Source organism: Martinezella lusitana (assembly GCF_010668395.1).
GTDB lineage: Bacteria > Pseudomonadota > Alphaproteobacteria > Rhizobiales > Rhizobiaceae > Rhizobium > Rhizobium lusitanum_A.
Genome location: NZ_WUEY01000042.1, coordinates 1 through 25,369 on the forward strand (window position 1 = coordinate 1; position 25,369 = coordinate 25,369).

General features: G+C 58.5%; 15 protein-coding genes and 6 pseudogenes. 6 read left to right on the forward strand and 15 right to left on the reverse strand.

The features are described 5' to 3' along the window. Window positions 1-581: 581 nt before the first annotated feature. A complete protein-coding gene (locus tag GR212_RS35550) occupies window positions 582-1,118 on the reverse strand; it encodes an EAL domain-containing protein (protein ID WP_163994613.1) in 537 nt (178 codons plus the stop codon). Between the two features lie 66 nt (window positions 1,119-1,184). Beyond that, window positions 1,185-1,451, reverse strand: coding sequence for a BON domain-containing protein (locus GR212_RS35555; protein WP_163994615.1), 267 nt, complete (start codon window positions 1,449-1,451; stop codon window positions 1,185-1,187). Window positions 1,452-2,047: 596 nt separating this feature from the next. On the opposite strand from GR212_RS35555, the gene GR212_RS35560 reads away from it, so the two are divergent. Next, the gene (locus tag GR212_RS35560; RefSeq protein WP_163994661.1) at window positions 2,048-2,230 is read left to right on the forward strand and encodes a YegP family protein; all 183 of its coding nucleotides are present in this window, start codon (window positions 2,048-2,050) and stop codon (window positions 2,228-2,230) included. Window positions 2,231-2,285: 55 nt separating this feature from the next. On the opposite strand, the gene GR212_RS35565 is transcribed toward GR212_RS35560, so the two are convergent. From GR212_RS35565 to GR212_RS35600, 8 genes are all read right to left on the reverse strand, one after another. Continuing rightward, window positions 2,286-4,151 (reverse strand): PAS domain S-box protein, encoded by a 1,866-nt coding sequence (locus GR212_RS35565; protein ID WP_246726227.1) that lies wholly within the window; start codon window positions 4,149-4,151, stop codon window positions 2,286-2,288. 75 nt (window positions 4,152-4,226) lie between these two features. Next, window positions 4,227-5,168 (reverse strand): diguanylate cyclase, encoded by a 942-nt coding sequence (locus tag GR212_RS35570; protein WP_163994616.1) that lies wholly within the window; start codon window positions 5,166-5,168, stop codon window positions 4,227-4,229. Further along, window positions 5,165-9,847 carry a PAS domain S-box protein gene (locus GR212_RS35575; RefSeq protein WP_348643599.1) on the reverse strand — a complete coding sequence of 1,561 codons (4,683 nt, stop codon included), beginning with the start codon at window positions 9,845-9,847 and terminating at the stop codon, window positions 5,165-5,167. The genes GR212_RS35570 and GR212_RS35575 overlap by 4 nt, the downstream gene beginning before the upstream one ends. 285 nt (window positions 9,848-10,132) lie before the next feature. Then, window positions 10,133-11,257 carry an AI-2E family transporter gene (locus GR212_RS35580; protein WP_163994621.1) on the reverse strand — a complete coding sequence of 375 codons (1,125 nt, stop codon included), beginning with the start codon at window positions 11,255-11,257 and terminating at the stop codon, window positions 10,133-10,135. 37 nt (window positions 11,258-11,294) lie between these two features. After that, window positions 11,295-12,401, reverse strand: a complete 1,107-nt coding sequence (locus tag GR212_RS35585; RefSeq protein ID WP_163994624.1) for a zinc-binding metallopeptidase family protein — start codon at window positions 12,399-12,401, stop codon at window positions 11,295-11,297. 76 nt (window positions 12,402-12,477) lie between these two features. Continuing rightward, window positions 12,478-14,013: a helix-turn-helix transcriptional regulator gene (locus GR212_RS35590; RefSeq protein ID WP_163994627.1), complete on the reverse strand. Its 1,536-nt coding sequence runs from the start codon at window positions 14,011-14,013 to the stop codon at window positions 12,478-12,480. An 84-nt stretch (window positions 14,014-14,097) separates the two neighbouring features. Then, entirely contained in the window at window positions 14,098-14,496 is a 399-nt protein-coding gene (locus GR212_RS35595; protein WP_163994629.1) for a PRC-barrel domain-containing protein, read from the reverse strand. Between the two features lie 61 nt (window positions 14,497-14,557). Then, window positions 14,558-14,740, reverse strand: a complete 183-nt coding sequence (locus tag GR212_RS35600; RefSeq protein ID WP_163994632.1) for a CsbD family protein — start codon at window positions 14,738-14,740, stop codon at window positions 14,558-14,560. Window positions 14,741-14,926: 186 nt separating this feature from the next. Between GR212_RS35600 and GR212_RS35605 the strand changes: the two genes are divergently transcribed. Then, entirely contained in the window at window positions 14,927-15,448 is a 522-nt protein-coding gene (locus GR212_RS35605) for a DUF992 domain-containing protein (protein ID WP_163994635.1), read from the forward strand. A gap of 110 nt (window positions 15,449-15,558) precedes the next feature. Here GR212_RS35605 and GR212_RS35610 read toward each other — a convergent pair whose 3' ends face one another. Next, window positions 15,559-15,888: a hypothetical protein gene (locus tag GR212_RS35610; protein WP_163994638.1), complete on the reverse strand. Its 330-nt coding sequence runs from the start codon at window positions 15,886-15,888 to the stop codon at window positions 15,559-15,561. Window positions 15,889-16,021: 133 nt separating this feature from the next. On the opposite strand from GR212_RS35610, the gene GR212_RS35615 reads away from it, so the two are divergent. Next, window positions 16,022-17,089, forward strand: coding sequence for a PAS domain-containing protein (locus tag GR212_RS35615; protein ID WP_163994642.1), 1,068 nt, complete (start codon window positions 16,022-16,024; stop codon window positions 17,087-17,089). Between the two features lie 266 nt (window positions 17,090-17,355). Here the strand turns inward: GR212_RS35615 and GR212_RS37905 are convergent, their stop codons facing one another. Then, complete coding sequence (locus GR212_RS37905; RefSeq protein WP_163994656.1) at window positions 17,356-17,688, reverse strand: diguanylate cyclase domain-containing protein; 333 nt, start codon at window positions 17,686-17,688, stop codon at window positions 17,356-17,358. A gap of 126 nt (window positions 17,689-17,814) precedes the next feature. On the opposite strand from GR212_RS37905, the pseudogene tnpA reads away from it, so the two are divergent. From tnpA to tnpC, 3 pseudogenes are all read left to right on the forward strand, one after another. Then, a pseudogene (gene tnpA / locus GR212_RS35625) lies at window positions 17,815-18,245 on the forward strand (IS66-like element accessory protein TnpA). A 29-nt stretch (window positions 18,246-18,274) separates the two neighbouring features. Further along, window positions 18,275-18,594, forward strand: a pseudogene (gene tnpB / locus GR212_RS37670) (IS66 family insertion sequence element accessory protein TnpB). A gap of 45 nt (window positions 18,595-18,639) precedes the next feature. Further along, a pseudogene (gene tnpC, locus GR212_RS35635) lies at window positions 18,640-19,794 on the forward strand (IS66 family transposase); the annotation flags it as partial. Between the two features lie 319 nt (window positions 19,795-20,113). Here the strand turns inward: tnpC and GR212_RS37910 are convergent. From GR212_RS37910 to GR212_RS37915, 3 pseudogenes are all read right to left on the reverse strand, one after another. Beyond that, a pseudogene (locus tag GR212_RS37910) lies at window positions 20,114-22,368 on the reverse strand (IS3 family transposase). Window positions 22,369-22,598: 230 nt separating this feature from the next. After that, a pseudogene (locus GR212_RS35655) lies at window positions 22,599-22,832 on the reverse strand (transposase); the annotation flags it as partial. Window positions 22,833-22,884: 52 nt separating this feature from the next. Beyond that, window positions 22,885-23,070 (reverse strand): annotated as a pseudogene (locus GR212_RS37915) (hypothetical protein); the annotation flags it as partial. Window positions 23,071-25,369: the final 2,299 nt, after the last annotated feature.

The window sequence follows — 25,369 nt, forward strand, 5'->3', positions numbered from 1 at the left end:
GGCCGCAGTGGCACAGAAGAGAGGAGAAAAGGCCAATCCCTTGACCAAACCCTGATCAGAAAACCATACTCAGAGGTGGCTCACTTCTCGGTGGAAAAACCGGCTCAGTTCTGCGCGGAAACCAACACGCCAGCGTCTCCCCCTTCATGACGTCATAGACATTCTTACCCCGCAATTCTTCGCCGGTCAGACCATGCATGCGGGCGAACAAATCGTTGGCGCGCACGTGTCGGTACTGGAGATCGAGGAAACAGACCGACAGGTGCCTGATCATAAAGGGTCCGGAGTTGGTGCAACTGCTGGAAAGGCGAGCCGTCGAGCAGCGCGGCCTGTCGCGGCACAACGGCGCGCTGCCTGATAAAGTCATCGGTCTCTTGCGTAGACATTCCTTTGCCATGAAGCCATCGTTGCGCATACACGCATTCAAAATCCTTGAGACCGACTGCTCGGCCTCGGTCTCTAGGCCCTTGGCCACGGTGGGATGTCGAGGCTCTGTCCAAGTCCAATAACCGCGGAGACGATGCGGCGCTTGCGGTCATCCTGATCGAAGCCCGGCACGAAAGGGGTGTCGATCTTGAGCCTCAGAACGGAAACGCCTCGAGGCGCGCTAGGCGCGAGTAGCCGGTCCCGTAATCGTCGAGCGCGACATGAATTCCCATGGCGTTCAACGTCCGCAAGGTTTCATGCGTGGCCGCTTCCTCCGATATGATCGATCCTTCGGTCACTTCGATTTCCATCCGCTCGACCGGAAAGCCGGTGTTGGATGCTATCGTCGCAATGCATGTAGTCAGACCGGTATCCACCAGCTCGTCCGGTGTGATGTTGAATGCGAGGAAAAAAGCGCCTGGCCAGGACACAGCTGTCTCGCAGGCGCGCTGCATGAGGCTGCGAGACAGAATTCTGGTCAAACCGTGCGCCTCGATCGGAGGTACGAAATCGGATGGCCCGATCTCACCGTGGACCGGATCGGTCCAGCATGCCAGGACTTCGAAGCCAGCCAATGCGCCCGATCGGATGTCCACGATCGGCTGAAAGGCTGGCCAGTTTGCGCCTGAGGTTACCGCAGCCTCCAGCTTGCTGCGGATTTGATCGTGGGTGAGTTCATCGTGTTCGAACAACGAGGGGATTTGACGCCATTTCGTCTCCGTTCAATTTTGGCTTTGAAATTATAGAGGATGACGTTTTCAGCTTTGCGTGCGCCCCGCATTTGGCTCAGCAGCAATCACCAGACTGTGACGAAGCGACGCGTCGCAGATTTCAGCAGCGATTGCCAAAGCCCGATCGATCATGCTGGGGGTTGTGACTGCCCCGGAAAGCCAGATCGCACCCGCAAACTTGCTGACAGAGACTGACGCGCCGGCAAGCTGAGGATCGCAGTCGATGGCTGCCTGTATCGCAGCGACGCGCCACAGCGTGTCGGACATGACGGGGACGGATGTGGGCTCGATCATGAATATGGGGTTTCCTCCGATGTGCCTGAAGTTTGCCATGGTATCCAGCCGAACATGGCGCGATAGATCGGTCTGCATCAGATGACATGATGCAGACCGATCAGCAGAACCGCCAAAAGCGGGTTCAAGGGTTTGGGATTTGGGCCGGAAAGGCAAAGGTACAAGAGAGATTTCGCGCCACTCGGACCGCTCTGGCGAATGATGGCGCTCCGCTGTCAGTGGCGTTTCTGTTGCCCGATTCTATCTTCCAACGATCACGGTCCGCGTGCGAAACGCGATTGACTCACGCTATGTCGGCATGGAAAATGACCATGTCATGCCCGTACTTACGCGTCTCAAACTCTACGATCTCGTCTGGTCACAACCACTCAAGCAAATCGCTCGTGACTATCACGTCAACCCCGTGCGCCTCGCATGCCTGTGCGACGCGTACGATATCCCAAGGCCATTGCCTGGCCACTGGCAGAAGCTTGAGCATGGTCAGCGCATCGAGCAACCAGCTCTGGACAATGCCCGCTTCGGGGATGAGCATGTCGTCTGGAAGCGACCACAAGAAAGACTGCCGCTGTCTCAACGTCGAAACGAAAGGAATGGAGATGTATCGCTCTGAAATCTGCGAAGATAAGGGTGGCGAGTTCCGCTTCCGGGTCTCGGACAGCGAGGCGATGTTCAGTTCTGAGGGCGATAAGGCAAAAGCCTCTACGATTGCCGCAATCGAGTCGATCAAGAAAAATGCTCCAGGGGCAAGTATCGACGATCAGACGACAGCGACGGCTTGAGGCGGTCGCAGCCAAGCTGCTTCAAGTGACGGTCCGAGTGACACGTGACCATGGCTTATCGAGGTGCCCGCGCAAGCTTGTAATCCGCTCCCGTAAATCCTCGCTCCCGCGCCCAGACGACCGCGGCGGCACGGCTATGAACATCGGCCTTGCCGTAGATGCGCGCGACGTGGTTGCGGACGGTATTGCGGGTCAGGCCCAGCTCCTTGACGATATCGCCATCGCTCAAGCCGCGGCACATCAGCGCGAGGATTTCGAGCTCGCGACCGGTCAGATCCGCGAGTTCGCCAATGTGCGATCGCGGGCTGCTGCGCGTGCGCAGGTTTGCGAGTTTCTCGATGATACTGCGGCTGAACCATGACGCATCCTGCATAACCGTCTCGATCGCAGCCATCAACTCGACTTCCGAGCGTATGCGTTCGCTGACGTCCTGGATGACGATCAGAGCACATTGTTCTTCAGCGATTTCCAACGTCTCTGCCGAAAGCAGGCAGTCGAGGGTTTCGCCCCGGTTGGTTATAAGCTGAACCTCGATGTTTCGCAGGCTCCCAGTTTTTTCCAGTTCACGCTCGATCCGATAGGCTGCATGGGGTTCGGCCCATATTGGCAAGGTGGACCTAGACTTCGCGGTCACGTCAGCCTCGGTGTAGCCGAAGACCGAGACGAAAGCGTCGTTGGTATCCAGGAACTGAAAGCCCTTGCGCACCGCCAAAATGGTCGGGATCGGCATCAGACGGAAGGCTCGCACGAAGCGTTCCTCGCTTTGGCGCAGGGAGGCTTCGGCTTTTCGGCTTGGTTCGACATCGGTAAAGGTGAACAGCATATAGTGGTCATCGCCAACGTCGATCGGCTGGCCCGCGACGATCACCGATCGAGTGCCGCGTCGCAATTGGAGCTTGGCTTCAGTTCGCGCGATCGCATGGCCGGCGCGCAAATTTTCGATCGCCTCCGCCTTGTTCGGCGCATGTGCAAGAATGTCCAGCGTGTAGATCGATCGGCCGACGACGTCCTCGTTCGTCAGCCCTGTCATATCGAGAAAACTCTGGTTGACCCTCACGTAATGCAGATCGGAAAGCCTACAGATGACGGCCGGAGCAAGGTCGGTGTCGAAGGTTTGGTCGAAACGCTTCTCGGCCCTGACGCGGTCCGTCACATCGAGGATGACGAGTGCGAAGGATGTCGTGTGTCCCTGCGCATCCACGAGAGCCTGTCCCCGCACTTCGTGAACGCAGCTCCAGCTTCCCTCGGAAACGTTGTCTCGCCTTCGCGCCTCCAAGGTCATGTTGTCAAAACATTCCCCGGAAAGCAGACGCGCAAGGGGATAGTGCTGAGAGCTCACGTCGTCACCATCCAGGCTTCGAAGCAGAAATCGGTCGCGATATCCGTCCGGCGTCTGTCCAAGTTCATGCACCGTTGAGACGTTATGAAGGGCAAGCGCTTTCTCATTCGCCCAGACAATGCCTTCGTTCGGTTCGATGAGCACGATGCCTTCACCGAGACCGGCGAGGTGCACGAGCCGCTTCAGTGCGCGGTTCCTGAGCGCCAGATCGACAAGGTTACGAACACGCCTTCCGACGATCGCCGGCCGGATCGGCTTATGAATGTAATCGACCGCACCGAGCTTCAGGCCATGTTCCTCGTCAGCCGCCGAGCTTTGCGCGGTGATGAAGACCACCATGATGTCGGCTGTCTGTTCGTCAGCCTTCAACGCTGACAACACCTCGTAACCGTCCATGCCAGGCATGGAGATGTCAAGAAGAATGAGCATGATCTCCGTCGCATGTCGGCGCGCTTGCTCGAGGGCGCCTGGTCCGTCCTTGGCGATCAGCACGGTGTAATCGTCCTGCAGGAGGTCCGCCAGGGCCGCCCTGTTCAGCCGTTCGTCATCAACGACGAGGACAGTGGGCTGCGGTCCGCTCATCGCGAAGTCTTGCCTTGCGATCCAGATTTATTTTCGGAATTAGGGCGCAGGGCTCGTGACATTATCAGCTCCAGGCTATGCTCGGTCGGCATGCGACACCAGGACGGCGACCGGCATGTCTCGGATCACGGTCCTGTTTCGTCCCTGACGCTTGGCCTCGTACAGTGCGCCGTCGGCTTCCTGAAGCAGCTTGTCCGGCTGCTTCAGGTGGGCAGCCGCGGCGATCACCCCGCCGCAGCTGATGGTGACCCAGTCCGCTGTTGGCGACGCCGCATGGGCGATTTCCATGTCTTCCAGACAGGTCCGCGCCCGCTCCAGCAGGGCAGGCAAGTCGGCGGCACGTTGCGTGACAAGCGCGAATTCCTCGCCCCCGTAACGGGCAATGATGTCTGACGAGCGTTGCCCAGCACCGGCAAGAACCGCTGCAACCCGTCGAAGCGTCGCATCGCCGGCGGCATGGCCATAATGGTCGTTGTAGAGCTTGAAGTGATCGACGTCGATCATTGCCAGGCCAAGCGCCTCGCCTGCCTTCACCGCATTGCGGCAGGCAAGGTCGAAAGCCTGATCGAAACCCCTGCGATTGGTGATGCCGGTCAGCTCGTCACGGAGGGTCAGTTGCTCCAGTTCCTCGCGTTGCAGGGCGAGTTTCAGGTGATTGCGAACGCGCGCCCTGACGAGCAGAGGACGTATCGGCTTAGTAATGTAATCCACGGCGCCGAGCCTCAAACCGCGCTCTTCGTCCTCCTCGTCCGCCTGCCCGGTGACAAAGATGACGCCGATGTCTCTCGTGGTTTCGTTAGTCATCAGGCGACGCAGCACTTCGTAGCCGTCCATGTCCGGCATCATCGCATCGAGAAGAATGAGAGTAATCTTTTCTTGTGCGATCCGTTGCAAAGCGGATGCGCCGTCCTTGGCCAGGACGACCCGGCACTCGTCCTGCAGCAACTCGGCCAGCAGCGTGCGGTTAATCCGTTCATCGTCCACGACGAGCACTGTGGGCCGGGTGATCTCGCTCATGTCGTTTGTCTCCCTTCCATCTGCGTGAGCATGGTCAGCAGGCGCCGGTGCGTGTCCAAAGCTTCGTCGAGCTCGACATCGTCGAAATAGGTTCGGACCTCTTCCACCAGGGGTTCCAGGTCACTGCCCTTCAGATATTCCGCCAGTTCCCGGAGCAGGCCGCTGGCGGCATAGTCGCCGCGTTCAAGAAGGGGTTCGATCCGGGCCGCGAGTGTTTTTGCTTCAGTCCAGGGAGCTGAAGAGGCGGCGGATGATGGTGCCGACATGGTGAGACGTGCTTCGCCGACCCGGTCTAGGACATCCTCAAGCCTTTCGATGAATACCTGCAGCGACGCGGTCATTGTCGGACCGTTGTTATCGCGGTTTGCCTGCTCGAACTCCTCGGCGGCCTCCGTCAACGGCCGCGCCCCGAGATAGCTGGCGCTGCCTTTGATCAGATGGACAAGCTCGGCAAGCTGTGGCCAGGTCTCTTGACCAGCGGCGCTTCGCAGCCGGCCCGGCATATCCGCGAAATCGCGCAGGAACCCGACCAAGAGACGATCCAGCCTGTCCCCTTGGCCACCCAGACGCTCGAGGGCGAGGTTGAGGTCGATCGGTCCAACATCAGGCGGCCCAACCGAAGCGTCGTCGGCCTCGGTCATCGATTCACCGCCCGCCTGAGGTTCGCGTTCCGAGAATATCGCAGCAAGCGTTCCGCACAGCACGGCTTCATCGATCGGCTTGGTAAGATGCGCGACCATGCCGGCCTCGGTGACGGCATCGCGATCTTCCAGGCGGGCCTGCGCCGTCAGCGCAATCACCGGCAATGTCGACCAGGAGGGATTGGCACGGATGCGACGCGTTGTCTCGAGCCCATCCATTTCGGGCATATGCATATCCATGAGCAGGGCGTCGTACGACGCGCGATCGAGATATTCCAGCGCCTCGGCGCCACTCGCTGCCGTATCGACGACCATGCCCGCCAGCACGAGAAAATCCTCTGCCACTTCCCGGTTAAGAGCATTATCGTCGACGACCAGCACCCTGCGTCCGGCCAGGAGGTCGGCGACATCCCCAGCCACGGGTGTCTGGCTCGCTGACACCATCAAGCCAAGACCGACCGAGCCGAGAGCGTGCTGAAGCGCGTTGAACATCATCGAATGCGTCACCGGCTTGATCAGCAATCCCTGCAACTCCAGCGCATCAACCTGGCTGATAATTTCCTCGCGCGCAAAAGCCGTCACCATCAGAATTGCGGGAACACGCCCGATTTGCTCATCGGCGCGGATACGTCGAGCCACCTCCAATCCGTCCATGCCCGGCATGCGCCAGTCCATCAGCACGAGGTCGAATGGGCGCGCTGCGAGCGAGGCAAGGCGCAGCGTTTCCAGAGCGTCCGCGCCGCCGGCGACGCAGGTTGCGGTCATGCCAAAGGATGTGACGATATCGGCGAGCGTCTCGCGCGCACTGTCGCTGTCGTCGACGATCAGAACACGACGGTCGCCAATCGTTACCGTTGAAGCGCCGGAGCGATCCTCGATCGCAGTGCGCAGCGGAATGGCGAAACGAAACGTGCTCCCTTGTCCCGGTATGCTTTCCACGCCGATCCAGCCGCCCATCTGTTCGACAAGCTGCTTGCAGATCGACAATCCGAGCCCTGTCCCGCCATATCGGCGTGATGTCCGCGTATCGGCCTGGGAGAACGGTTTGAACAGACCGGACGTTTGCTCCGGGTCAAGCCCAATGCCGGTATCGCGCACCGCAACGACCAGCATCGGCCGCCCGACCTCTCCGCCCAGCCCCACCGAGACGACAATCTCGCCCGTCTGCGTGAACTTCACGGCATTGCCGACAAGATTGATCAGGATTTGCGACAATCGTAGCGGATCGCCCCTCAGCGTTCGCGGCACATTGGAGGCAACGGCATAAACGATCTCGAGCTGTTTCTCCTCGGCACGCATCGACGTGGCAGTGGACACCGTATCCAGGACAGCGTCGAGCGCGAAGTCCGTGTCCTCCAGGTCAAGCTTGCCGGCTTCGATCTTCGAGATATCGAGGATGTCATTGATGATAGCGAGCAGCGTTCTCGCAGACGCATCGATCTTTTCCAAGTAGTTGCGCTGCTTGGCCGTCAGCTCCGTATGCAGGGCAAGCCGTGTCATGCCGATCACCGTATTCATCGGCGTGCGGATTTCGTGGCTCATCGTGGCGAGAAATTCGCTTTTGGCGCGCTCGGCAGCCTCTGCCTTCGCCTTGGCCGCTGCCAGCGCGTCGGCAGCTTGCCGTTCAGCGGTGACGTCGCGGATAATGCCATCCCAGACCGCCGTCCCGTCACTCTGGGCACGGGGTACCGCACGCGCCTGCATCCAGGCAATCTCGCCATTCCCCTTTCGAATGCGGAAGGTTATGTCGGCGGGCTGGCGTGTTTTTAAGGCATGGCGAAGCTGATCGCGATAGAGCCCAAGGTCGTCTTCGTGGATGACTTGCGAGAGCGCGCGGCGGTCGGCGACGATCGCGTCGGCGGAGATGCCGACAAGGCCTTCGATACCGGCACTGCAATAGGTCAATGCATAATCGTGATCAGTCTGGACGACACGGAAGATGGCACTATTCGGCACATTGTCGGTCAGCGCCGCGAGCTGCGCCCGCGCCTCCTCCCGTTCGCTGACATCCTGAACGGTTCCCGACAGCGCGATGATCGGGCCATCGGCGGAGCGCTCCGCCTGTCCGCGAATGTGGACGGCGAAGACCGTGCCGTCGGGTCGGAAATGCTCCGCGTCGACATCATAGGCCTCGCCGGTTCTGGCGCAGGTCTCGATCGCATGTGCCACGCGGCGGTAACTGTCGGTGGTGAGCATGTGCTTGAGATCATCGGGACTGAGCGGCAGCCCGTCCGGATCGGCGCCGTTCATTTCGTAGAGCATCTCCGAGGCTGAGAACTGGCCTGTCGAAAGATCGAGTCTCCAAGAGCCAATACGGGCCAATCTTTCTGCCTGTCGCAGCGACTGGTAGCTCCGCTGCAGCTTTTCCTCGGCGAGATAATTTTCGGTAATGTCGACGACGACCCCGATGGCCCGGGTGGCCTGTTCACCTTCCTTTTCGATCAGGCATGCCGCCGAGCGGACCCAGCGGATTTCGCCGCCCGGGCGGATGATGCGGAAAATGATACCATAATTGCGCCCACTACTGATCAGATCGGCCAGTGTGGCCATTTCGACCGCGGTGGCCCGTTCCACATCGTCAGGGTGGATATATGGCCTGAAATCCTCGATCGAGGAAATTCGAGCCACGGTCGGGTCAATACCGACAATCCGGTACCAGTGCGGGTCACAATAGAGGCGACCGTTCTGGATGTCGTAGTCCCAGATCCCGAGGCCACCGACCTGGGCGGCGAGCGCCAGCCGTTCCCGCTCGATGCGCAGCTCGCTTTCGGCCGCCTTGCGCTCGGTGATATCGCGCGAGATTGCAACCATGCCAATGACCTTGCCGTCGGCATCAAGGCGCGGGCTGCGCGTGTTCAGAAAGGTGCGCGGGCCGTGCTTCATCGGCAAGGTCTCTTCGACCGTGATCGTCTCGCCCGTCGTCAGCACCCGATTTTCGATTGCCGTAATGCGACTGCCGAGCTCTTCCCCGAACACCTCGGCGGCGGTCTTGCCGGCGATCGCCGCCGCACTGAAACCAGAATCCCGTTCGGCGGCCCTGTTGAATATAAGAAAGCGGCCCTCCGTGTCCTTGAGCATGATCGCGTCGGTGGCACTATCTGTGACCGATTGCAGGATGTCCGCCGTTTCCTGTAACTGACGGGTCCTTTCCGCCACACGCTCTTCCAACTCAAAATTCAGTCGCCGGATTGCCTCTTCCGCCTCGACGCGCTCGGTGATGTCACGCACCAGACCGAGGAACAGCTTCTCCCCATCGATCAGATGGCAGGACAAACGCACCTCGACTGGAAAGATGCTGCCATCCTTGCGACGATGGTGCGAGAACACCGTCACCGCCGCTCCCGGCTGCATGCGCTTCCAGATTTCCTCCTTTTCCTCCTGATTGAGGTCAAGCGACAGATCGACCGCTCGCATGCCCAGCAGTTCCTCGCGACTGTAGCCCAGGTTATTGCAGGCGCGGTCATTCACATCGAGAAAGCGGCCGGTCATGTCGTGAAGAAAGAAATCGTCGAGTGTGTTGTCGACCAGCAGCCGAAACCGCTCCTCGCTGACGCGCAGCGCTTCCTCGCGCGAAGAACGAATTCGGGAGAGGGGTTGCGGAGAGCCGGAGTCGACGCCAATCGTTGCAAGTCCGTCTTCTACCGAATCCCGCAACTGCGACATCAGGCGTAGCTGCTTTGCGCTCGGCTGCATCGGCTCGCGACGAAGAATCTCGATCACGCCAAAGAGCGAGCCATCCGGCCATCTCAGAGGCATGCCAACATAGGAGTGTATGCCGACAGAGGCCTCCGCGAGGTCGCTCCCGTTCGGTTCGTCATTGAGATCCGGGACAATGACGGTCGAGCACGTCTCCACAACAGTGGAGCGGAAGTTTTCTCCGGCAGGAAGGCTCGCTACGTCGTCAGCCGGGTCGATCGCCTCATCGGCCACATGCATGATCAAAACGTCAAACATTGATCTGCGAAGCTGACTGATACGTGCGAGATCGCCGCCCATAATCTCTGCAAGGCATTCCAGCAGCCCGCGCCAGCGGGCCATAGCCTGTTCGGGGATGGCGAGGCCGCTCCGCAATAGACAATCCTCCGCGCACTTTCGGGATTTTTGGACGTAGAAAAAAATCTACAAGCGCTGCCTTAAGCTTCCCTTCAAGTAGACCTTATCATTTGCTTGCGTTCCGGGGTAGAGGCATACAAAATTCTGCGTGAGCTTTCGGTACGCATGTGGAGAGCAAAGGTGCTCAAGAGCCTCAACGGATAGTGCGACCACATTAACGCCCGCAGCGCTCATTGGGTCGTCGACCTACCCGCCCAGGCGAAACGCCGACTACTCGCCGCCTTCGAGGAAATGGCCGACCGCTGCGAGTGGACGAATACCGTCGCAGACGATCTTGATGATCGCGAGCATCGGTACAGCGAGGATCGCTCCGGGCACGCCCCACATCCAGAACCAGAAGATCAGCGCGATGATGACAAGCACCGGGTTAAGGGTGAAACGTCTCGCAAGCAGCATCGGCGTGACGATCTCGCCCTCGATCACATGGATAACGAGGTAGAGCGCGGCCGGAAGAAGGGCGAACCACAACGTGTCGATGACAAGCAGGCCGGCCAACAGAAAGACAACGATGCCAACGAGCGGCCCCATGATCGGAACGTAATTCAGAAGGAAGGCAACGACGCCCCAGAGGACCGGATCACCGAGACCGGATGCCCACATGGCAACACCTGTTGCGATCCCGACCGCTGCATTCATCGCGGTGATGGTGACGAGGTACGCGGAGATGTTGCGCTCGACCTCGAGAGAAAGCTCGACAACGTGCCGCTTGTCCTTGAATGTCGGAAGGATCTCGACGGTTCGCTTCAGGAAGGTGGCTCCGGACACGAGCAGGAAGAAGAGGATCAGAATGGTCTCGAAAAAGCTGCCGGCGAAATGGGTGCTGCCGGTCAGGACGCCGGTCGCGATATCCGAGATAAGACTGCTGCCTCCGCCGCCAGTTTCTCCTGTTCCCATATAGCCGCCGAGTTGGTGCAGAAATGTTTTCAAAGCGTTGATCGGCCCGTTCAAAAAGCTCAACCGCTGCTGCAGGCGTGGAACGCCTTCCGGCAGTCTGGCGGCCCATTCAGTAGCCGGGCCGGAAACGGCGGCGCCAATCCCGACAATGGCGCCGAAGACAAGAAGAATGAGGGTAAGCGCCGCGATGCTGCGCGGAAACTTCAGGCGCTCGAGAAAACGCATCCCCGGCTGGAACAGCAGTTTCAGGACGAACGCAAGCACGATGGGAAGAATGATTTCGGCCGCCGCATACGCGGTCCACAGGAGCGAGAGAACCGTTAGAACTGTCAGAAGGATGGTGATGGGATCGGAAGGGAGGTGGACTGTTTCCACCTCATCGTTTTCCGGGGTCTGCTGGGACAGTGCCGTTCGCGTCTGCTTGATCAAATCGGGTGCCATGAATTCTCTCTCATCGCCTGGGGGCATCAGGGGGCCTTCAGGAGGCTTGCCCGCTCGCATCGTGTTGAACAGCACACACAGGGTACATGTCACCATGAAGCAGATCATGGAGGTAGTCCAACTTTGCGATAACCACCGGCGTCAGAACGAATGGATAGAAATCCGGCTGTCCCATGCTCCGCTGGATCGCGTTGATGGCCAGGCTGATTGGTATCCATGCCTTCAAAAGCTGTTCGGCGTCCTTCGCCCGGTAGGGGTCGAAATCGATCTCCGCCGCCATTTCCTGGTGATTGCGGGGATCGATGCTCATCCCGTAGCTGCGAGCTGTTTCCAGCGTATCGACGATATGAAGATAATGCGCAAAGCACTCGGCAAAATCCTCCCAAGGGTGCACGCTCGCATAGGCGGAGATGAAGCTATCCTGCCAGTCAAGGATCGGCCCTTGTTCGTAATGCCGCTGCAGCGCCTGCCCGTAGTCGTCCCGTTCGTCTCCGAACAGGGTCCGAAAGCTGTCGACCTCGATCCGGTCGCGTACCAGCCGATCCCACATGAAGTGTCCAACTTCATGTCTGAAGTGCCCAAGCAGCGTCCGATAGGGCTCATCCATGGAGGCTCGCGCCTGCTCACGGGTCACGTCGTCGGCCTCAGCAACCCTTATGGCGATCAGACCTTCCTCATGTCCCGTCATGGCCGGGATGAGAGAGCCGTCGCCAGCGATTTGATCTTCGAGAAAATCAAACACCAAGCCGCCTGCGGGATCCGACTGGCGATCCGGGTGGGGCAGGCGCAAGCGCAACAGGGAGTAGAACAAGTGTCGCTGCGCCTGACTGATCCGGCGCCAACGCTCGATGCCCTGATCGTTGCCTGTGTTCGGGATCAGCCGATTGTGACGGCAGGCAACGCAGTATGCGTTTTCGTCGTTAAGTTCGGCCAGCCAGTTGCAGATGTCCAGGTTGGAATTGGCGCAAAACCGGACCTGCTTTTCGGGTGACGCTCTGAGGCGCCAAAAGTCTCCGTTCACTGGCTCCAGTGCAACCACAGCGAGTCTCGCAGGATGAAACCCCAGCCGAGAGTGACAGCTGACGCATTGCCGGTTGTCGAAATAGACTGGCTGACGGCAATGATCGCAATCGAAAATCCTCATGACTTCTCCCGTTGATCGAGGAATAGTTTCGGGTTGGCCCGACTTTGCGGGCTGGCAATTCTCGCGACCGTTAGCATCAGCGACGCCTGGCCGAGCGCGGCGGCCGAGCATCCTCGACACCAGTCACCCCGCGTTCCCGGGCCCAGACGATGGCGGACGCCCGGCTATGGATGCCAGCCTTGGTGTAGATACGCGCGACGTGGTTGCGCACCGTATTGCGGGTCAGGCCGAGTTTGCCGACAATCTCCTTGTCGCTGAGGCCTTGGCACATGAGCCCGAGAATTTCCAACTCGCGATCGGTCAGGTCGGCGAGTTCGGACGCCGCGCCGTTGCGTTTGCCGCCCTGCCGCAGATTGGCGAGTTTTTCGATCACCGTCCGGCTGAACCACGAGGTATCATGCATGACCGTCTCGATTGCGGTGATCAGCTCGATCTCCGAGTGCTTACGGTCGGTAATATCTTGGATGACGGTGAGGATGCATTCCTGACCGTGGATGAGAACTGTCTCGGCCGACAGCATGCAATCCAACACGGCCTCGTTCTTGACTTTGAGCCGGAGTTCGAAGTTACGCAGACTGCGGCTTTTTTCGACCTCGTGCTCAAGCTGTCGCCGCGCAATGGAACTAACCCAGATCGGCAGTTCGGGTCCGGTCTTACCGACGATCTCCTCTTCGGCGAAACCGAAGGTGGCCACGAAGGCGTCGTTGACGTCGAGCAGCCGCAGCCCGTCGCGCGCCGACAGCATGGTCGGGACCGGTGTCATCTTGAACGATCGCGCGAAACGCTCCTCGCTCTGGCGCAGCGCGTCCTCGGCTTTCCGGCGCGGTTCCATATCCATGAATGTGAACAGCATGCAGGGTTCTTCACCGATCTCGATGGGTTGACCAGCCACGACGACAAATTTGGACCCGCCTTCCGGCAACCGCAGAACAGCTTCAGTCTGGCTGATGGTGCGGCCGTCACGCAGTGCCTCGATCGCTTTGTCCTTGCCAGGCGCGTTTTCGAGGACATCCAGTTCATAGGCCGATCGGCCGATCACGTCCTCTCGCACGTAACCTGTCATTTCCAGAAAACCCTGGTTGACCTTGACGTAGCGCAGATCGGCTAGCCGACAGATGATCGCAGGCGCCGGGTTGGCGTTGAAGGTGCGCTCGAAGCGCTCTTCTGCCGTGAACCGCTCCGTCATGTCCAGAATGACGATCACGTACGATTCAGGCTTGCCGCGCGCATCGGTCAGGGCGTGACCGCGGACCTCATGCACGCAGCGCCACGATTGCTCTTCGTCGTCCTCAGAGCGTTTCGTCACCTCGTAGGTGACGCCGTCAAACGTCTCGCCGGACAGCAATCGGTCGATCGGATACTGATCGTCCGCAAGCGTGTGATTATTTCGGTATTTCAGGACAAAACGCTGACGATAATCGGCGGCGGTGGTGCCCAAACCCTCGAGGGCGTCGACGCCATGCAGGGCAAGCGCGCATTCATTGGCCCAGACGATGCCTTCGACCGGATCGATGAGCAGGATGCCCTCGCGAAGGCCAGCGATAATCTGCTGCAATTGACGCCGGTCCACCTGTTGTCGCAGAACCGCCTCATCCGGAATGTCGCTGTTCATCTGCCGCCCTGTTCTCATAAGTCCATAAGCCCCGAGGTCGGGGCATGCCGCCACCTCGTATGGCCGCATGCCCCGCGAGGATTCTCAGGACTTCCACTTTCCTTCGTACTTGAAGGCGGGCGCGGCCTTGAGCTGATCCTCGGTCGTGTTCATCGTCGCTCGCCATTTTTCCCTGGCCGTATCGAAGCTGACGGCGAGAGAAGCTGGATCGACGACGACATAATGCTCACCCATACCGAGGAAGCCGCCCATGGATAGGATGTAGCCCTTCACCTGGCCGTCAGCCGCAAAGACGATATCCTTGATTTGTCCGATCGTCTTTTCGGCGGCATTGGTGACGTCGAGATCGACTAGCCGCGAGGAGAGCAGATTACTGTCCTCAACGGTGGTAAACCGCGGCTCGGTCGCAGGGGCTGCGACCTGAGCGAAAGCGGGAAACGAGAAAGCTGACAACGCCATGGCTGTCATGACGATATTCCGCATGGTTTTTCTTCCTGTTCATTTTAAAGGTCAGAGGGAGCGGCGACGACCGCTCCCCTGGCCGTCACTTCTTGAGGGCATCCCGGGCGGCATCCTTGGCACCGCCGACGGCGTTCTGGACCTTGCCGGCAACTTTCTCCGCCTTGCCCTCAGCCTCCAGCTTGCCGTCGCCCGTCACCTTGCCGGCGGCCTCCTTTATGGAGCCCTTTACCTGCTTGGCGGCGCCTTCGATACGATCCTTGTCCATGATGTGTCACCTTGATGTTTCGTTGGTCCGCAGGACGCAAGACATCCATGCGGTGATACAAAAGCTAGGATCACTGAATTCTTCTCGAAAGACACGGCTGCATCAGATGAGGTGATGCATGCGCGTCATGACGCCGGCGCGGAAACGGCGCTAGAAGCAGCCATCGACTGCATGAAGGAGACAGGGATGAAACTGGTATCATGTGTGGCTGCTGCCGTCTGCCTTGCGATCGTAGTTCCTGCGTCCGCCACCGAGGCGACCAAGATCAAGGATACTGTCCAGTCAAAGCGCCCGCCGAACGGCCAGAAGCAGCGGCTCGGCACGCTGTCTTGCGAAGTGGCCGGCGGTATCGGCATGCTCATCGGTTCGAGCAGGAACGTCGAATGCCGGTTTGCCCGCGCTCGCGGTCCTTCGGAACGCTATAGCGGCACGATCGGAAAGCTCGGCGTCGATATCGGCATCACCGGAAAATCCTATATCCAATGGGTCGTGTTCAATCTGGAGCCGAGCGGGACGGGGGAGGGTGCGTTGGCCGGAACCTATGTCGGTGCATCGGCAAGTGCGGCACTCGGGGTTGGCCTCGGGGCCAACGCGCTGATCGGCGGAACGGCCAGGAGCTTCGGTCTGCAGCCGCTGAGTGCGGAAGGCATGACTGGTCTCAATGTCGCGGCCGGCGTCACACGGCTGGAATTGCGCGCTGCCAAATGATTACCGTCGTTCAATCCCGGTTCACGTGGGATCGCACAGAACGGTCGCCGTCAGAAAGTTTGAGGCGGGCGATTTTTGTCGCCCTGCCTGATCCGACCGGATAGAGGAAGTCATGAAAGCAGGGTTAACGATTTATGGATTCGCGCTCGCCCTCGGACCGGCAATTGCTTTCTGCGAAACCCCGTGAAGCGGCGCTCTCCGGCGCTCAGGTTTACCGTGCGGAATTGCTCGCAGACGGCGACATAGCCGGCGGTGAACACGCTGCTGGCCTCTCGCCGACGCTGATTTAGAGGATCACCCTTCGCCCGATCAATTCGACGATGGTGTTGGATCTGCTCAACAACCCGGAAACCCACGTTGCCAGGATGCTGGAGAGCGTCGAAACAATCGCATTTGTTTCGGCCGCCGACATTGCCCTTCGATCCAACAACAATTGTCATACACCAGCCGCTTCAAATCCTTTGCCAATTTGAGGGGCATTAAGATGAATTCCGCACCCTCTTTTAAAGACAATAAAAAAATTCAGCTCAGGTCACCTACTTGCCCTTGAAGGGCCGCCCAAGGTCAAACCGTATGGAAACAGCGTCGGAAGCTTACGCACGCCTCCTCCCTCTGGGTGAAGATCCCGGAGCGGCGCCCCTATTCTCTGACGTGCAGAAGATGATGCTTGATGCGACGCCGGATTGTATCAAGGTCCTGTCGCCAAAAGGCAAGTTGCTGACCATGAACAGGGCAGGGTGTGTTGCCCTCGGTGTGGCGGAAGGGTCCGGGTTCGGGATGGACTGGTTGCCGCTTTTGCCGCCAGACGTACATCCCCTCGGGCTCAAAGCCTTGCATGACGCAGCCATGGGGCGGACCGCTCGCTTTCCGGGCAGGAGCGTCTTTCCCCAGGGAACAATCTATTGGGACAATTTGCTGACGCCATTGGTCGATCAAGCGGGGGAGGTCCTGTCCATCCTGTGCGTGTCACGGGATGTAACGGCCCAGACCCTGCTCGAGCAGGAGCGGGAAAAAGCGATCGAGCGGCAGAAACTGGTCGCGGCAGAGATGCGGCACAGGATCAAGAACCTGTTTTCGGTTGTCGCGGGGTTGATGGTGATTGCCGAAAAGGAAGCGAACGTAAAAGGTGACCAGGCGGCTTTGGCGATGATCTTTCGAGATAAACTTGCAGCTTTGGCCCGCGCCTCTGAGGCAGTCTTCTCGTCAACCGATGATGGCGGCCAAGCCGGGAAAGGGCCGGAACTTGAAAGTGTCCTTCGGTCTGTCCTGGAACCGTACGGAGCGCGTTGCCAATTATCGGGCGACAAAGGATATCTGCGTCCGGAAATGATGACGATCTTGGCGCTGTTTTTGCACGAACTCGCGACGAACTCCGTGAAACACGGTGCATTGTCTACCGACGCCGGCAGGGTTGTCATCGCACACATTATAGACGGCTCTGATCTTCGACTACTTTGGACAGAAAAGGGAGGCCCGTTGATTTCCGCGCCGCCTGCACGGAGCGGTTTCGGGACCGAGATGGTTGATCGACTCGTCAGGTCAGTGGGCGGCGATGTTAGTCGGTCCTGGCTTCCAACGGGCCTGGTGGTTTCCCTTAATTTGCCGAGCGCCTTACATTCGACTACAGATGATGGCCCATGAAATGTTTCATTCCGCACAGACTGGTTTTCGATTTATGCGTGGTCGATCTGTGCTGGTACAAAGATTGTCCCCAAGCCCGGGCAATTTGACCGCTCACTTCAGACTGCGTGGACATGGCGCCGTTTTCCGGCAGCTCTGGCCCTATAAAGAGCGTCATCTGCTGCCTTCAGGATCAGTGATGCAGATTGTGACGCCTCGTTGAAGCATGTGCTTCCAGCGCTGGAGCCGACCTCTACGGTCAGGCCATCTGAAAGATCGAAGGGCCGCTATGCATTCGATGATGCGTGCCGCCACAGCCGAGCATGCGGGAGATGTCGCGCCCGGCATATATATGATGAACTCGTCATCGCCGATCCTGAACGTGATGTCCCTCGCCTTGTATTTTCCTTTAGGCGCTGAGCCGCCTCTTCGAGAAGCAGATTTCCGGCAGGGTGCCCATGCCTGTCGTTGACCGTTTTAAATACGAGAAGACAACGCCGATCTACGCATTCTACCGTGGATTGTCCCAGTCGGCCGCGGAAGCAATCCGCGGCACTATCCGCCTCAGGTTGCGAAGAACCGTCCCCTGGATGTCGTGCAGATCCAGCGTCACAGGGCATCGTAAACTTAACGGAAGGGAGGCAACGGCAAAGTGGTCGTATACGTCCGAGAGGGACCGCCTTTGAATATTGAGTAAAACTGTTCAGACCCTGTCCTTATTCCCAGGCATAAGGACAGTTGGACAGATGGAGGTTTTTGAAGGGGACAGCGGGTCTCGGGTGAGCCGTATTGAGGTGATCAACACCGGTCGGCGGCGTCGCTTTAGTGAGGATGAGAAGCTGCGGATTGTCGCAGAAAGCTTTGCGGGGAGAGGCCGGGTGTCGGCCACGGCCCGTACGGCATCAGCCGCTCCCTGTTAAACCGGTGGCGCAAATCGGTTCGCCAGGGTTTGCACGGCCAGAAACAAAGCGATGATTTTGTGCCGGCGTTCGTGATGCCGGAAGCTTTTGTGCCGGTGAAGCAGGTCACTCCCCCTGCTGCGATGGAGCATCCGGTGGCGTCTCCTTCCGGCCGCGTGGAGATTGTTGCGGCGAACGGCCGTCGTGTGATCGTGGACGGCAGCGTCGATATTGAAGCGCTGCTGCGGATCATGCGGGGTCTGGAGACGTTGCGGTGATCACGCTTCCTTCCGGTCAAAATGTGCGGGTGTGGATTGCAACGGGCCATACCGACATGCGGTGTGGGTTTCCATCGCTTGCATTGCGGGTGCAGGAGGTGCTGAAACTGAACCCTCTGGACGGCAATCTTTTGTGTTCCGCAGTCGCAGCGGATCGCTGATAAAAGTGATCTGGAGTGACGGCCAGGGGAGCTGCCTTTTTACAAAAAAGTTGGACCGCGGCCGGTTCGTCTGGCCGTCTGCGGAGGGCGGCGCAATCGCGATATCGGCTGCGCAGCTTTCTTATTTGCTGTCCGGAATTGATTGGTGCCATCCGCAGGAAACCTTTCGTCCAATGAAGGTCGGCTAGCATTATTCAATTGAAAATACGGGAGAAATCTCATCGAATGGCTTCATGATCTCAAAGCCCGTCGATCTTCCTGCGGATGTTGTAGGCGCTTACCTGGCGCTGCTTGGCGAGCATGAAGCCTTGCAGGCTAAACACGTTATCGCAGTAGCGGAAGCCGCCAATGCGCAGGCGATGCTCACTGACAACGAGGCGCTGATCGTTGCTCTGGAATTGAAGATCGAGAAGCTCAGGCGCGAGTTGCGAGGCCAGCGCTCTGAGCGCACGGCGCGTCTGATCGACCAGATGGAATTACAGCTCTAAGAATTCGTGATGGCCGCGACGGAGGATGAAGTGGCGGCCCAGGCTGCTGCCGCCAGAACGTCGAGCGTACGTTCGTTCACGCGCAAACGGCCGGTGCGCAAGCCATGGCCGGACGATATCGAGCGCGAACGTATCGTCATCGAGCCGCCGACGACTTGCGCCTGCTGTGGTGGTTCACGCCTGTCGAAGCTGGGCGAGGACGTCACCGAGACGCTCGAGGAGATTCCGCGCCGGTTCAAGGTGATCGAGACGGTGCGGGAAAAGTTCACGTGCCGTGACTGTGAGGCGATCAGCCAGACGCCAGCACCATTCCCGGCGCGACCGCACGGTCGTCGCATGCCACGCTGCGCGGCTTCATCGGTCCGCATCTGCTGGCGACGATCGTCTTCGACAAATTTGCGATGCACAGTCTGCTGAACCGCCAGAGCACAAGGTTCAAAAGTGAGGCCTAGACCTGTCGACCTCGACGCCGGCCGATCAGGTCGGATTTGGAACGGCGGCCCTAATGCCGGTCTAAGACCTGATCGAGAAGCATGTCTTCGGAGCCGAGCGATTGCATGGTGACGACACGACCATCCCGATCCAGGCCAAGGGCAAATGCGTAACCGGGCGAATATGGACCTACATCCGGGACGACCAGCCGTTCGGCGAAGCGGCTGCGCCGGCGGCGATCTATTATGCGTCGAGTGACCGGCCGGCGAACATCCCCAGAAGCACTTGGCCGAGTATGGCGGTATTCTACAGAGCGACTGCTACAATGGCTTCGAGCCGCTCGCTGTCGCCGAGACAAAGACGGTGCCGATCACCTTTGCCTTTTGCCATGCCCATTCGCGTCGGAAATTCTTTGAGCTGGCCGATATCCAGAAAAATCCTCGGGATCACAAGCGCAAAGGCAAGCCGACCCGGTCCCGGTCGGGAGGGCGGCGAGAACAACGGCGGTGTGGGTCGTAGCAGGCGGCAGGCCCAGCGCCGGGCCGGCGACGATTCAGGTGACCAGAGGCTGCGCAATCAGCTTCAACCCGACCAGAATGCCAGCGGTTATCTGGCGGCTTCGAATCGATTCGCGGTTTTGATGGTGCATTCCAGACCTCTCGCGGAGTTTCATGATCCGCCGATGGCCGCTTGATTTTTCTGCTTCATTGACGCCCAATCACCCTTGGGCTTGGCGATAAGAAAACAACAATGCTGAATAGCCCCGAGTTTCGTAGACACCCTCGGGTTAGATTTTCTGCTGCTTCTCGAACTCGACGGGCGGCAACATCCCGTTTCTGACGTGCTTGCGTTTCGGATTGTAGAACATCTCGATGTAGTCGAACACATCCTGGCGAGCTTCATCGCGTGAACGGTAGACCCTGCGACGTATCCGCTCTCGCTTCAGAAGATTGAAGAAGCTCTCGGCCACCGCATTGTCATGGCAGTTGCCGCGTCGGCTCATCGAGTGAACCAGATTGTGATGCCTAAGGAACGAGGCCCAGTCCATGCTGGTGAACTGCGAACCCTGATCCGAGTGGATTAGCACCTTTTCCTTCGGCTTGCGTCGCCACACGGCCATAAGCAGAGCCTGTAGAACGACATCGGTGGTTTGGCGGCTCTGCATTGCCCAACCGATCACACGGCGCGAATAGAGGTCGATGACAACGGCGAGATAGGCGAAGCCCTCGCAGGTTCGGATGTAGGTGATGTCCGTCACCCAAGTAGTGTCTGGAGCCGTCACGTCGAATTGCCGGTCGAGCGTGTTGTCGATGACGACCGAAGGCCTGCCGCCGTGGATGCCGGGACGGCGCTTGTAGCCAATCTGCGCTTTGATCCCGGCAAGGCGGGTCAACCGGGAAACCCGGTTCGGGCAGCACATCTCGCCCTGATCGAGAAGGTCGTCGTGCAGCTTGCGATAACCGTAGACCTTGCCGCTCTCTTCCCATGCCTTCAGGAGCAGAGCGGTCTGTCGCTTGTCCTCACTGGCTCGCCTGCTCAGCGGGTTCTTCAGCCAGGCATAAAATCCGCTCGGATGAACCCGCAGAAGGCGGCACATCGTCCGCACCGAAAACTGCAAGCGATGCAGGGCAATGGACGCGTACTTCACTTTGCATCTCTGGCGAAATACGCGGCCGCTTCCTAAGAAACACTCGTCTCGGCAATCATGGGTTTCAACTGGAAGCCTAGAGACCGGGCGCGTCGCTGCAGATTTGCCAAAACCCTATCGCGATGCCGCTCATCATAAGCGGCAGCACCTGGATTGCGATAGATCATTCCAAATCGCAGCGCATTGTAGAAAAGGACCGCAATCTTACGCGCCGTCGCCGTCACGGCCTTCTGCTTTCCAATGCGCCCGGATAGCCGCCGGTAAAACGCGCCAAGGGCAGTGTCGCTTCGCCCGATCGTGGTTGCGGCCAATCGCAACAATGCTGCCGCTCGACTGGACGATCGACGAGTTCGCGACGATAGCACTTTGCCTCCCGAGATCTTATTGCCAGGTGCGAGACAAAGCCATGAAGTAAAGTGTTTGGCGGTTGGCCATGCCCGCAGATCCGTTCCGCATTCACCGATGAGCTTGAGGACGAGCGAGGAGCCGAGACCGTGGATTTGCGTCAGGTCTGTGCCCGTAAGGCCGTATAGAGCGGCCCGGACATCAAAGGATGGTGCATTTGTCTGCTTGGTCTTCGTCCGGATTTTTGGCAGTGGCGCGAGCGGCACTTCGACTTTCGCAGTCATCGTGGCAATCGCCGTTTCCAGCTTGCGGTCGCATTCGAGCATCTTCAATTGATAGAAGTCATAGAGCTCCAGTGACTGGGAAAGAGCAAACACATGCTCATCACGATCGTTGCCGATCAGCGATGCTTTGATTGTTTCGACAGACGCGTGGCAACGAACATCACGCAAAGAAGCCAGGACGTCGGGATCGCGCTCGCCGGAAACGATCTCTCGGATGATCTTCATACCCGTCACGCCGGTGATGTCGGAGACGACATGGTGGAGCTGGAGGTTCATCTCCATCAGAGCTTTCTGCATGTGCTGGATATGGGCTGCCGCATACTCGACTAGCCTTTCTCGTTGGCGCAGATAAGCACGCAATGTTGCGACCTGTTCGGTCGGCCGAAAGCTTCCGCGTAACAGACCATAGGAATGCAATTGGCGAAGCCATGCCGCATCGTTGACGTCGGTCTTCCGACCGGGGACGTTCTTCGCATAACGCGCATTCACCAGGATCACCTCAAATCCGTGCTGCTCCAGAATCTCGAATGCCGGTATCCAGTAGACGCCGGTCGACTCCATCGCCACGCTCGTGACGCCACAAGAACGGAACCAAGTGGCAAGGTCATGCAGGTCATGAGTGAAAGTACCGAAAGCGCGGATCGGCATGTCGTCACTGTCCGGATTGACCGCCGCCATATGCATAGTGGACCCGATGTCGATGGCGGCTGCGCCCGGATTCACACGGGTGAGGTTCTGCGGGGCTGACGATCTTGTCTTGGGCATGGCTTCTCCTCCTTTGTTTGGGGAGGGGGTGGGCCGCGCAAGTTCGTCATTTTCCTAACCGGGATCGCTGCTGAAGCCGCGTCACCACTCTCAAGTACGCAACAGCCCATGTGCCACGTTTTTTAACGGGGTCGAAGGCCTCCAATAAGCAGTCGGCAACTCCCCTCCGGCGGCGATCGTAGCACGACCTGTTTCTACCGCGCACAGGCGGACCAAAGCCCGTGATCGTTTTTTAGGATATCTCGCTCCTCGGTGACGCGAGCCAATTCCTTCTTCAGCCGCCTGATCTCCTCGGCCTCGTCGTTGCCCTTGGCGTTCGACGCAGCAAACTTCTTCTTCCATTCGTAGAGCGAATGCTGGCTCACCCCGAGCCGCTGCGAAACCTCCGCAACCGGATAGCCGCGCTCCGTGATCTGGCGCACCGCGTCACGCTTAAACTCTTCGCTGAAATTCGATTTGCTCATGATGCTCTTCTTGCCTCAAAATTAGGAAAGAAGGCGTCTACAAATCTCGGGGCTATTCACACGAACCCATGATGGGCAGAATGAGATCTTTGGATGGTTGCCTTGCTGCGGTCGTTACGAAATCCACGAAAGCTCTCAAGGTCGCGGGAAGTTGCCGACGGCTGGTATAATAAAGGTAGAAACCGGGGTAGTGGGGGCACCAATCCTCGAGTACCCGAACCAGGGGGCATTCTCCGATGAGGCATATGCGTCTCATCTTAGTTGTCGCGCTGCATGCCGCGACGCTAACAGTTTGATCCGAGGCGACGCATCATTCCAAGTCAAGCGACTGTTTGAGTTCGTCCATCCGCTTCGAAGTGTCGGCCTTGGTAAGATCCTCAGCATACCGGCACGCTCGGCGCCTATCATTGGCGCGCTGAAGAGCATGGAATGGTCGGTCATTAAGTCCCTCGCTTCCCGACAGAGGCGCGCATCACGTTTTGTTCTCTTTCAGGTTGCGTCACATTAGAATTTTGCGGCGCAATGGAAACATTTTGCGAACGCGATAATCCCGAGTTGGGTGCATTCGGCAGTGCGGCTTGACGGATGGAAGAGCAATTACCCCAGCGATCTGGAGATTGACATTTTTCCCGCTGGTCATCGGCATATGCTGCCGATCCATGATTGTGACCTTTTGCAAGGTATCGAGTGTAGACGGTGGCCCAGATATTTACTTGCCTGCTGCCTGCGGACTTATGAGCGCGTTTCTTTCGAAGCATGCCGAGGACGAGCCCCCCATTCAGCATCGCCACTACCTCGCGCGGGTTTCCTATGCGAAGGAGTAACAGCGTTGGTGACGGCTGGCTTCGCGGCGCGCGGTCTCGAGGCGGCGAAATACGGCCTATTCTGCTACGACGCACGGAATGATGTCTTTGAAGACGTTCTGGAGCCCGTGCTGAACGAAGACGGTTTGCCCAAAAGGAGCAGGCGGCGATAAACGAGACCGTTACTCTTGCCCAGTTTACGGATGACGGCGAGCAACTTCCCAATAAGGTGGTGGACCAGACGCGGATTGTCGAGGAGCCGGAAACTATTGTTCGGAGTGTCAAGATCAAGAAAACGGGCAATTTGTAGGGTTTTCGTTACGAGGAAGCCCTTGCCATGGAGGCGGTGCTTACGCGGCGCGAGCTGCAACGATCATACGCTGAGTTGACCTCATTAGGGGTGCGAATTGTTGAACGCGGGCGGCCACTTAGTCGTTGAGAGGATTATGCTGCGATGATGCGCGTTCATCCAGCGGGGAGAAAAGATGCGGTAACCACAAAATGCTGAAGAACCCATCCGCGACGGCAAGCTTTGGAGCCATCCAGGACCTGCCGTCGCAGTGTTTCTGTCCTGGCAAGGCAGTCTGAGCGACAACGAATTTAAAAAGACACCACACATGCCAAAGTGCAATTCGATTCAATGTGCCGATCTCGTTCGCGGCTTATTTTCGTTCAGGAAATCGCATGCCAACGAAACTCGCCGCAACCGGGTATCAATCGGGCGGCCGGAGCAAAGCCCCTCGCTCCGGCGACAGGTCGATAGGGATGACCCGTCAGACAGTACTTCTCGATAACTGCCACGCCCGCGCCTTATAGGCGAGGGGATCATTGCACGCTGAAATAGTCGTTTCAATCCTGTTGGTTCATCGCAAAGCCATACCGACAGGTGGGGTGGCCGCAGGCGATAGCATTCGCACGACGGCGATGAGTGGGGTTGGAGAACTCATCCGATAGGGAACAGGAGCGTCTCAGCGCACCCTTGCCTTGTAGGCTCGAGAACAATTGCACGCTCACTGCGCGCGTTCAATCTCGCTCACAGAGAAGTGAATTTAACCAGTTGAAATCAGGTGCCCGATGCTCTGAGGATTACACCGGCAGCGGGAGGGGCTTGGCCAGCGTCCCACCGGATAAAATATGCAACGTTTTATCACACCTGTGCCTTATAGGCGACAGGATCATGGCACGCTGCACGGGCGTACTCAAGCCTTTACCGTTTCGACTTTCTCCATCCTGCAGCTCGAGCGTCCGCCTCGCTGCAGAACCACCGCTCACCGTCAATAGGATCTATCCGGGTTATGGCGTAAAACTTCTGACCGGGGACATGATAGATACGCTCGCCAGTGTCGATGCGGATATTTCCGGGGCCGCAGCAAATATGCCGATCGTCAGGTCAAAAAAATGCCCCGCCTGATGGCTGGCGGGGCAAGAAAAGTGGGCAAATCCTGTTCAACTGCTAGAAGAGGACCCGCACATTTAGAAAATAGAAACGAATAGAAGTCGAGGCCAAATACCGCCGTTTTGGTACGGTTGAGCACAAAAGAAGCGCGCCGAAACTGGTTCATCTTGCGTTCATTTAGCGGGTCCTAAAAGTTGCAGCGCCGCACCGCCATATGCGGCAGAGACTCGGCGCGGCGGACATCACGAGGACGAAGAGCCGGGTCTCTTTCTGGGGACCCAATGTGAAATTACTCTGTCGATTATTGCGTTCAGTCGCCTTCTTCAAACCTGCCGATA

Excerpts from the sequence above, each read along its gene's own strand:
- GR212_RS35580 (WP_163994621.1), bottom strand. The coding sequence starts at position 11,257 with ATGGCACCCGATTTGATCAAGCAGACGCGAACGGCACTGTCCCAGCAG.
- GR212_RS35615 (WP_163994642.1), top strand. The coding sequence starts at position 16,022 with ATGGAAACAGCGTCGGAAGCTTACGCACGCCTCCTCCCTCTGGGTGAA.
- GR212_RS35605 (WP_163994635.1), top strand. The coding sequence starts at position 14,927 with ATGAAACTGGTATCATGTGTGGCTGCTGCCGTCTGCCTTGCGATCGTA.
- GR212_RS35595 (WP_163994629.1), bottom strand. The coding sequence starts at position 14,496 with ATGCGGAATATCGTCATGACAGCCATGGCGTTGTCAGCTTTCTCGTTT.
- GR212_RS35610 (WP_163994638.1), bottom strand. The coding sequence starts at position 15,888 with ATGACAATTGTTGTTGGATCGAAGGGCAATGTCGGCGGCCGAAACAAA.
- GR212_RS37905 (WP_163994656.1), bottom strand. The coding sequence starts at position 17,688 with ATGCCCTGTGACGCTGGATCTGCACGACATCCAGGGGACGGTTCTTCG.
- GR212_RS35570 (WP_163994616.1), bottom strand. The coding sequence starts at position 5,168 with ATGAGCGAGATCACCCGGCCCACAGTGCTCGTCGTGGACGATGAACGG.
- GR212_RS35560 (WP_163994661.1), top strand. The coding sequence starts at position 2,048 with ATGTATCGCTCTGAAATCTGCGAAGATAAGGGTGGCGAGTTCCGCTTC.
- GR212_RS35565 (WP_246726227.1), bottom strand. The coding sequence starts at position 4,151 with ATGAGCGGACCGCAGCCCACTGTCCTCGTCGTTGATGACGAACGGCTG.
- GR212_RS35590 (WP_163994627.1), bottom strand. The coding sequence starts at position 14,013 with ATGAACAGCGACATTCCGGATGAGGCGGTTCTGCGACAACAGGTGGAC.
- GR212_RS35555 (WP_163994615.1), bottom strand. The coding sequence starts at position 1,451 with ATGATCGAGCCCACATCCGTCCCCGTCATGTCCGACACGCTGTGGCGC.
- GR212_RS35585 (WP_163994624.1), bottom strand. The coding sequence starts at position 12,401 with ATGAGGATTTTCGATTGCGATCATTGCCGTCAGCCAGTCTATTTCGAC.
- GR212_RS35575 (WP_348643599.1), bottom strand. The coding sequence starts at position 9,847 with ATGGCCCGCTGGCGCGGGCTGCTGGAATGCCTTGCAGAGATTATGGGC.
- GR212_RS35600 (WP_163994632.1), bottom strand. The coding sequence starts at position 14,740 with ATGGACAAGGATCGTATCGAAGGCGCCGCCAAGCAGGTAAAGGGCTCC.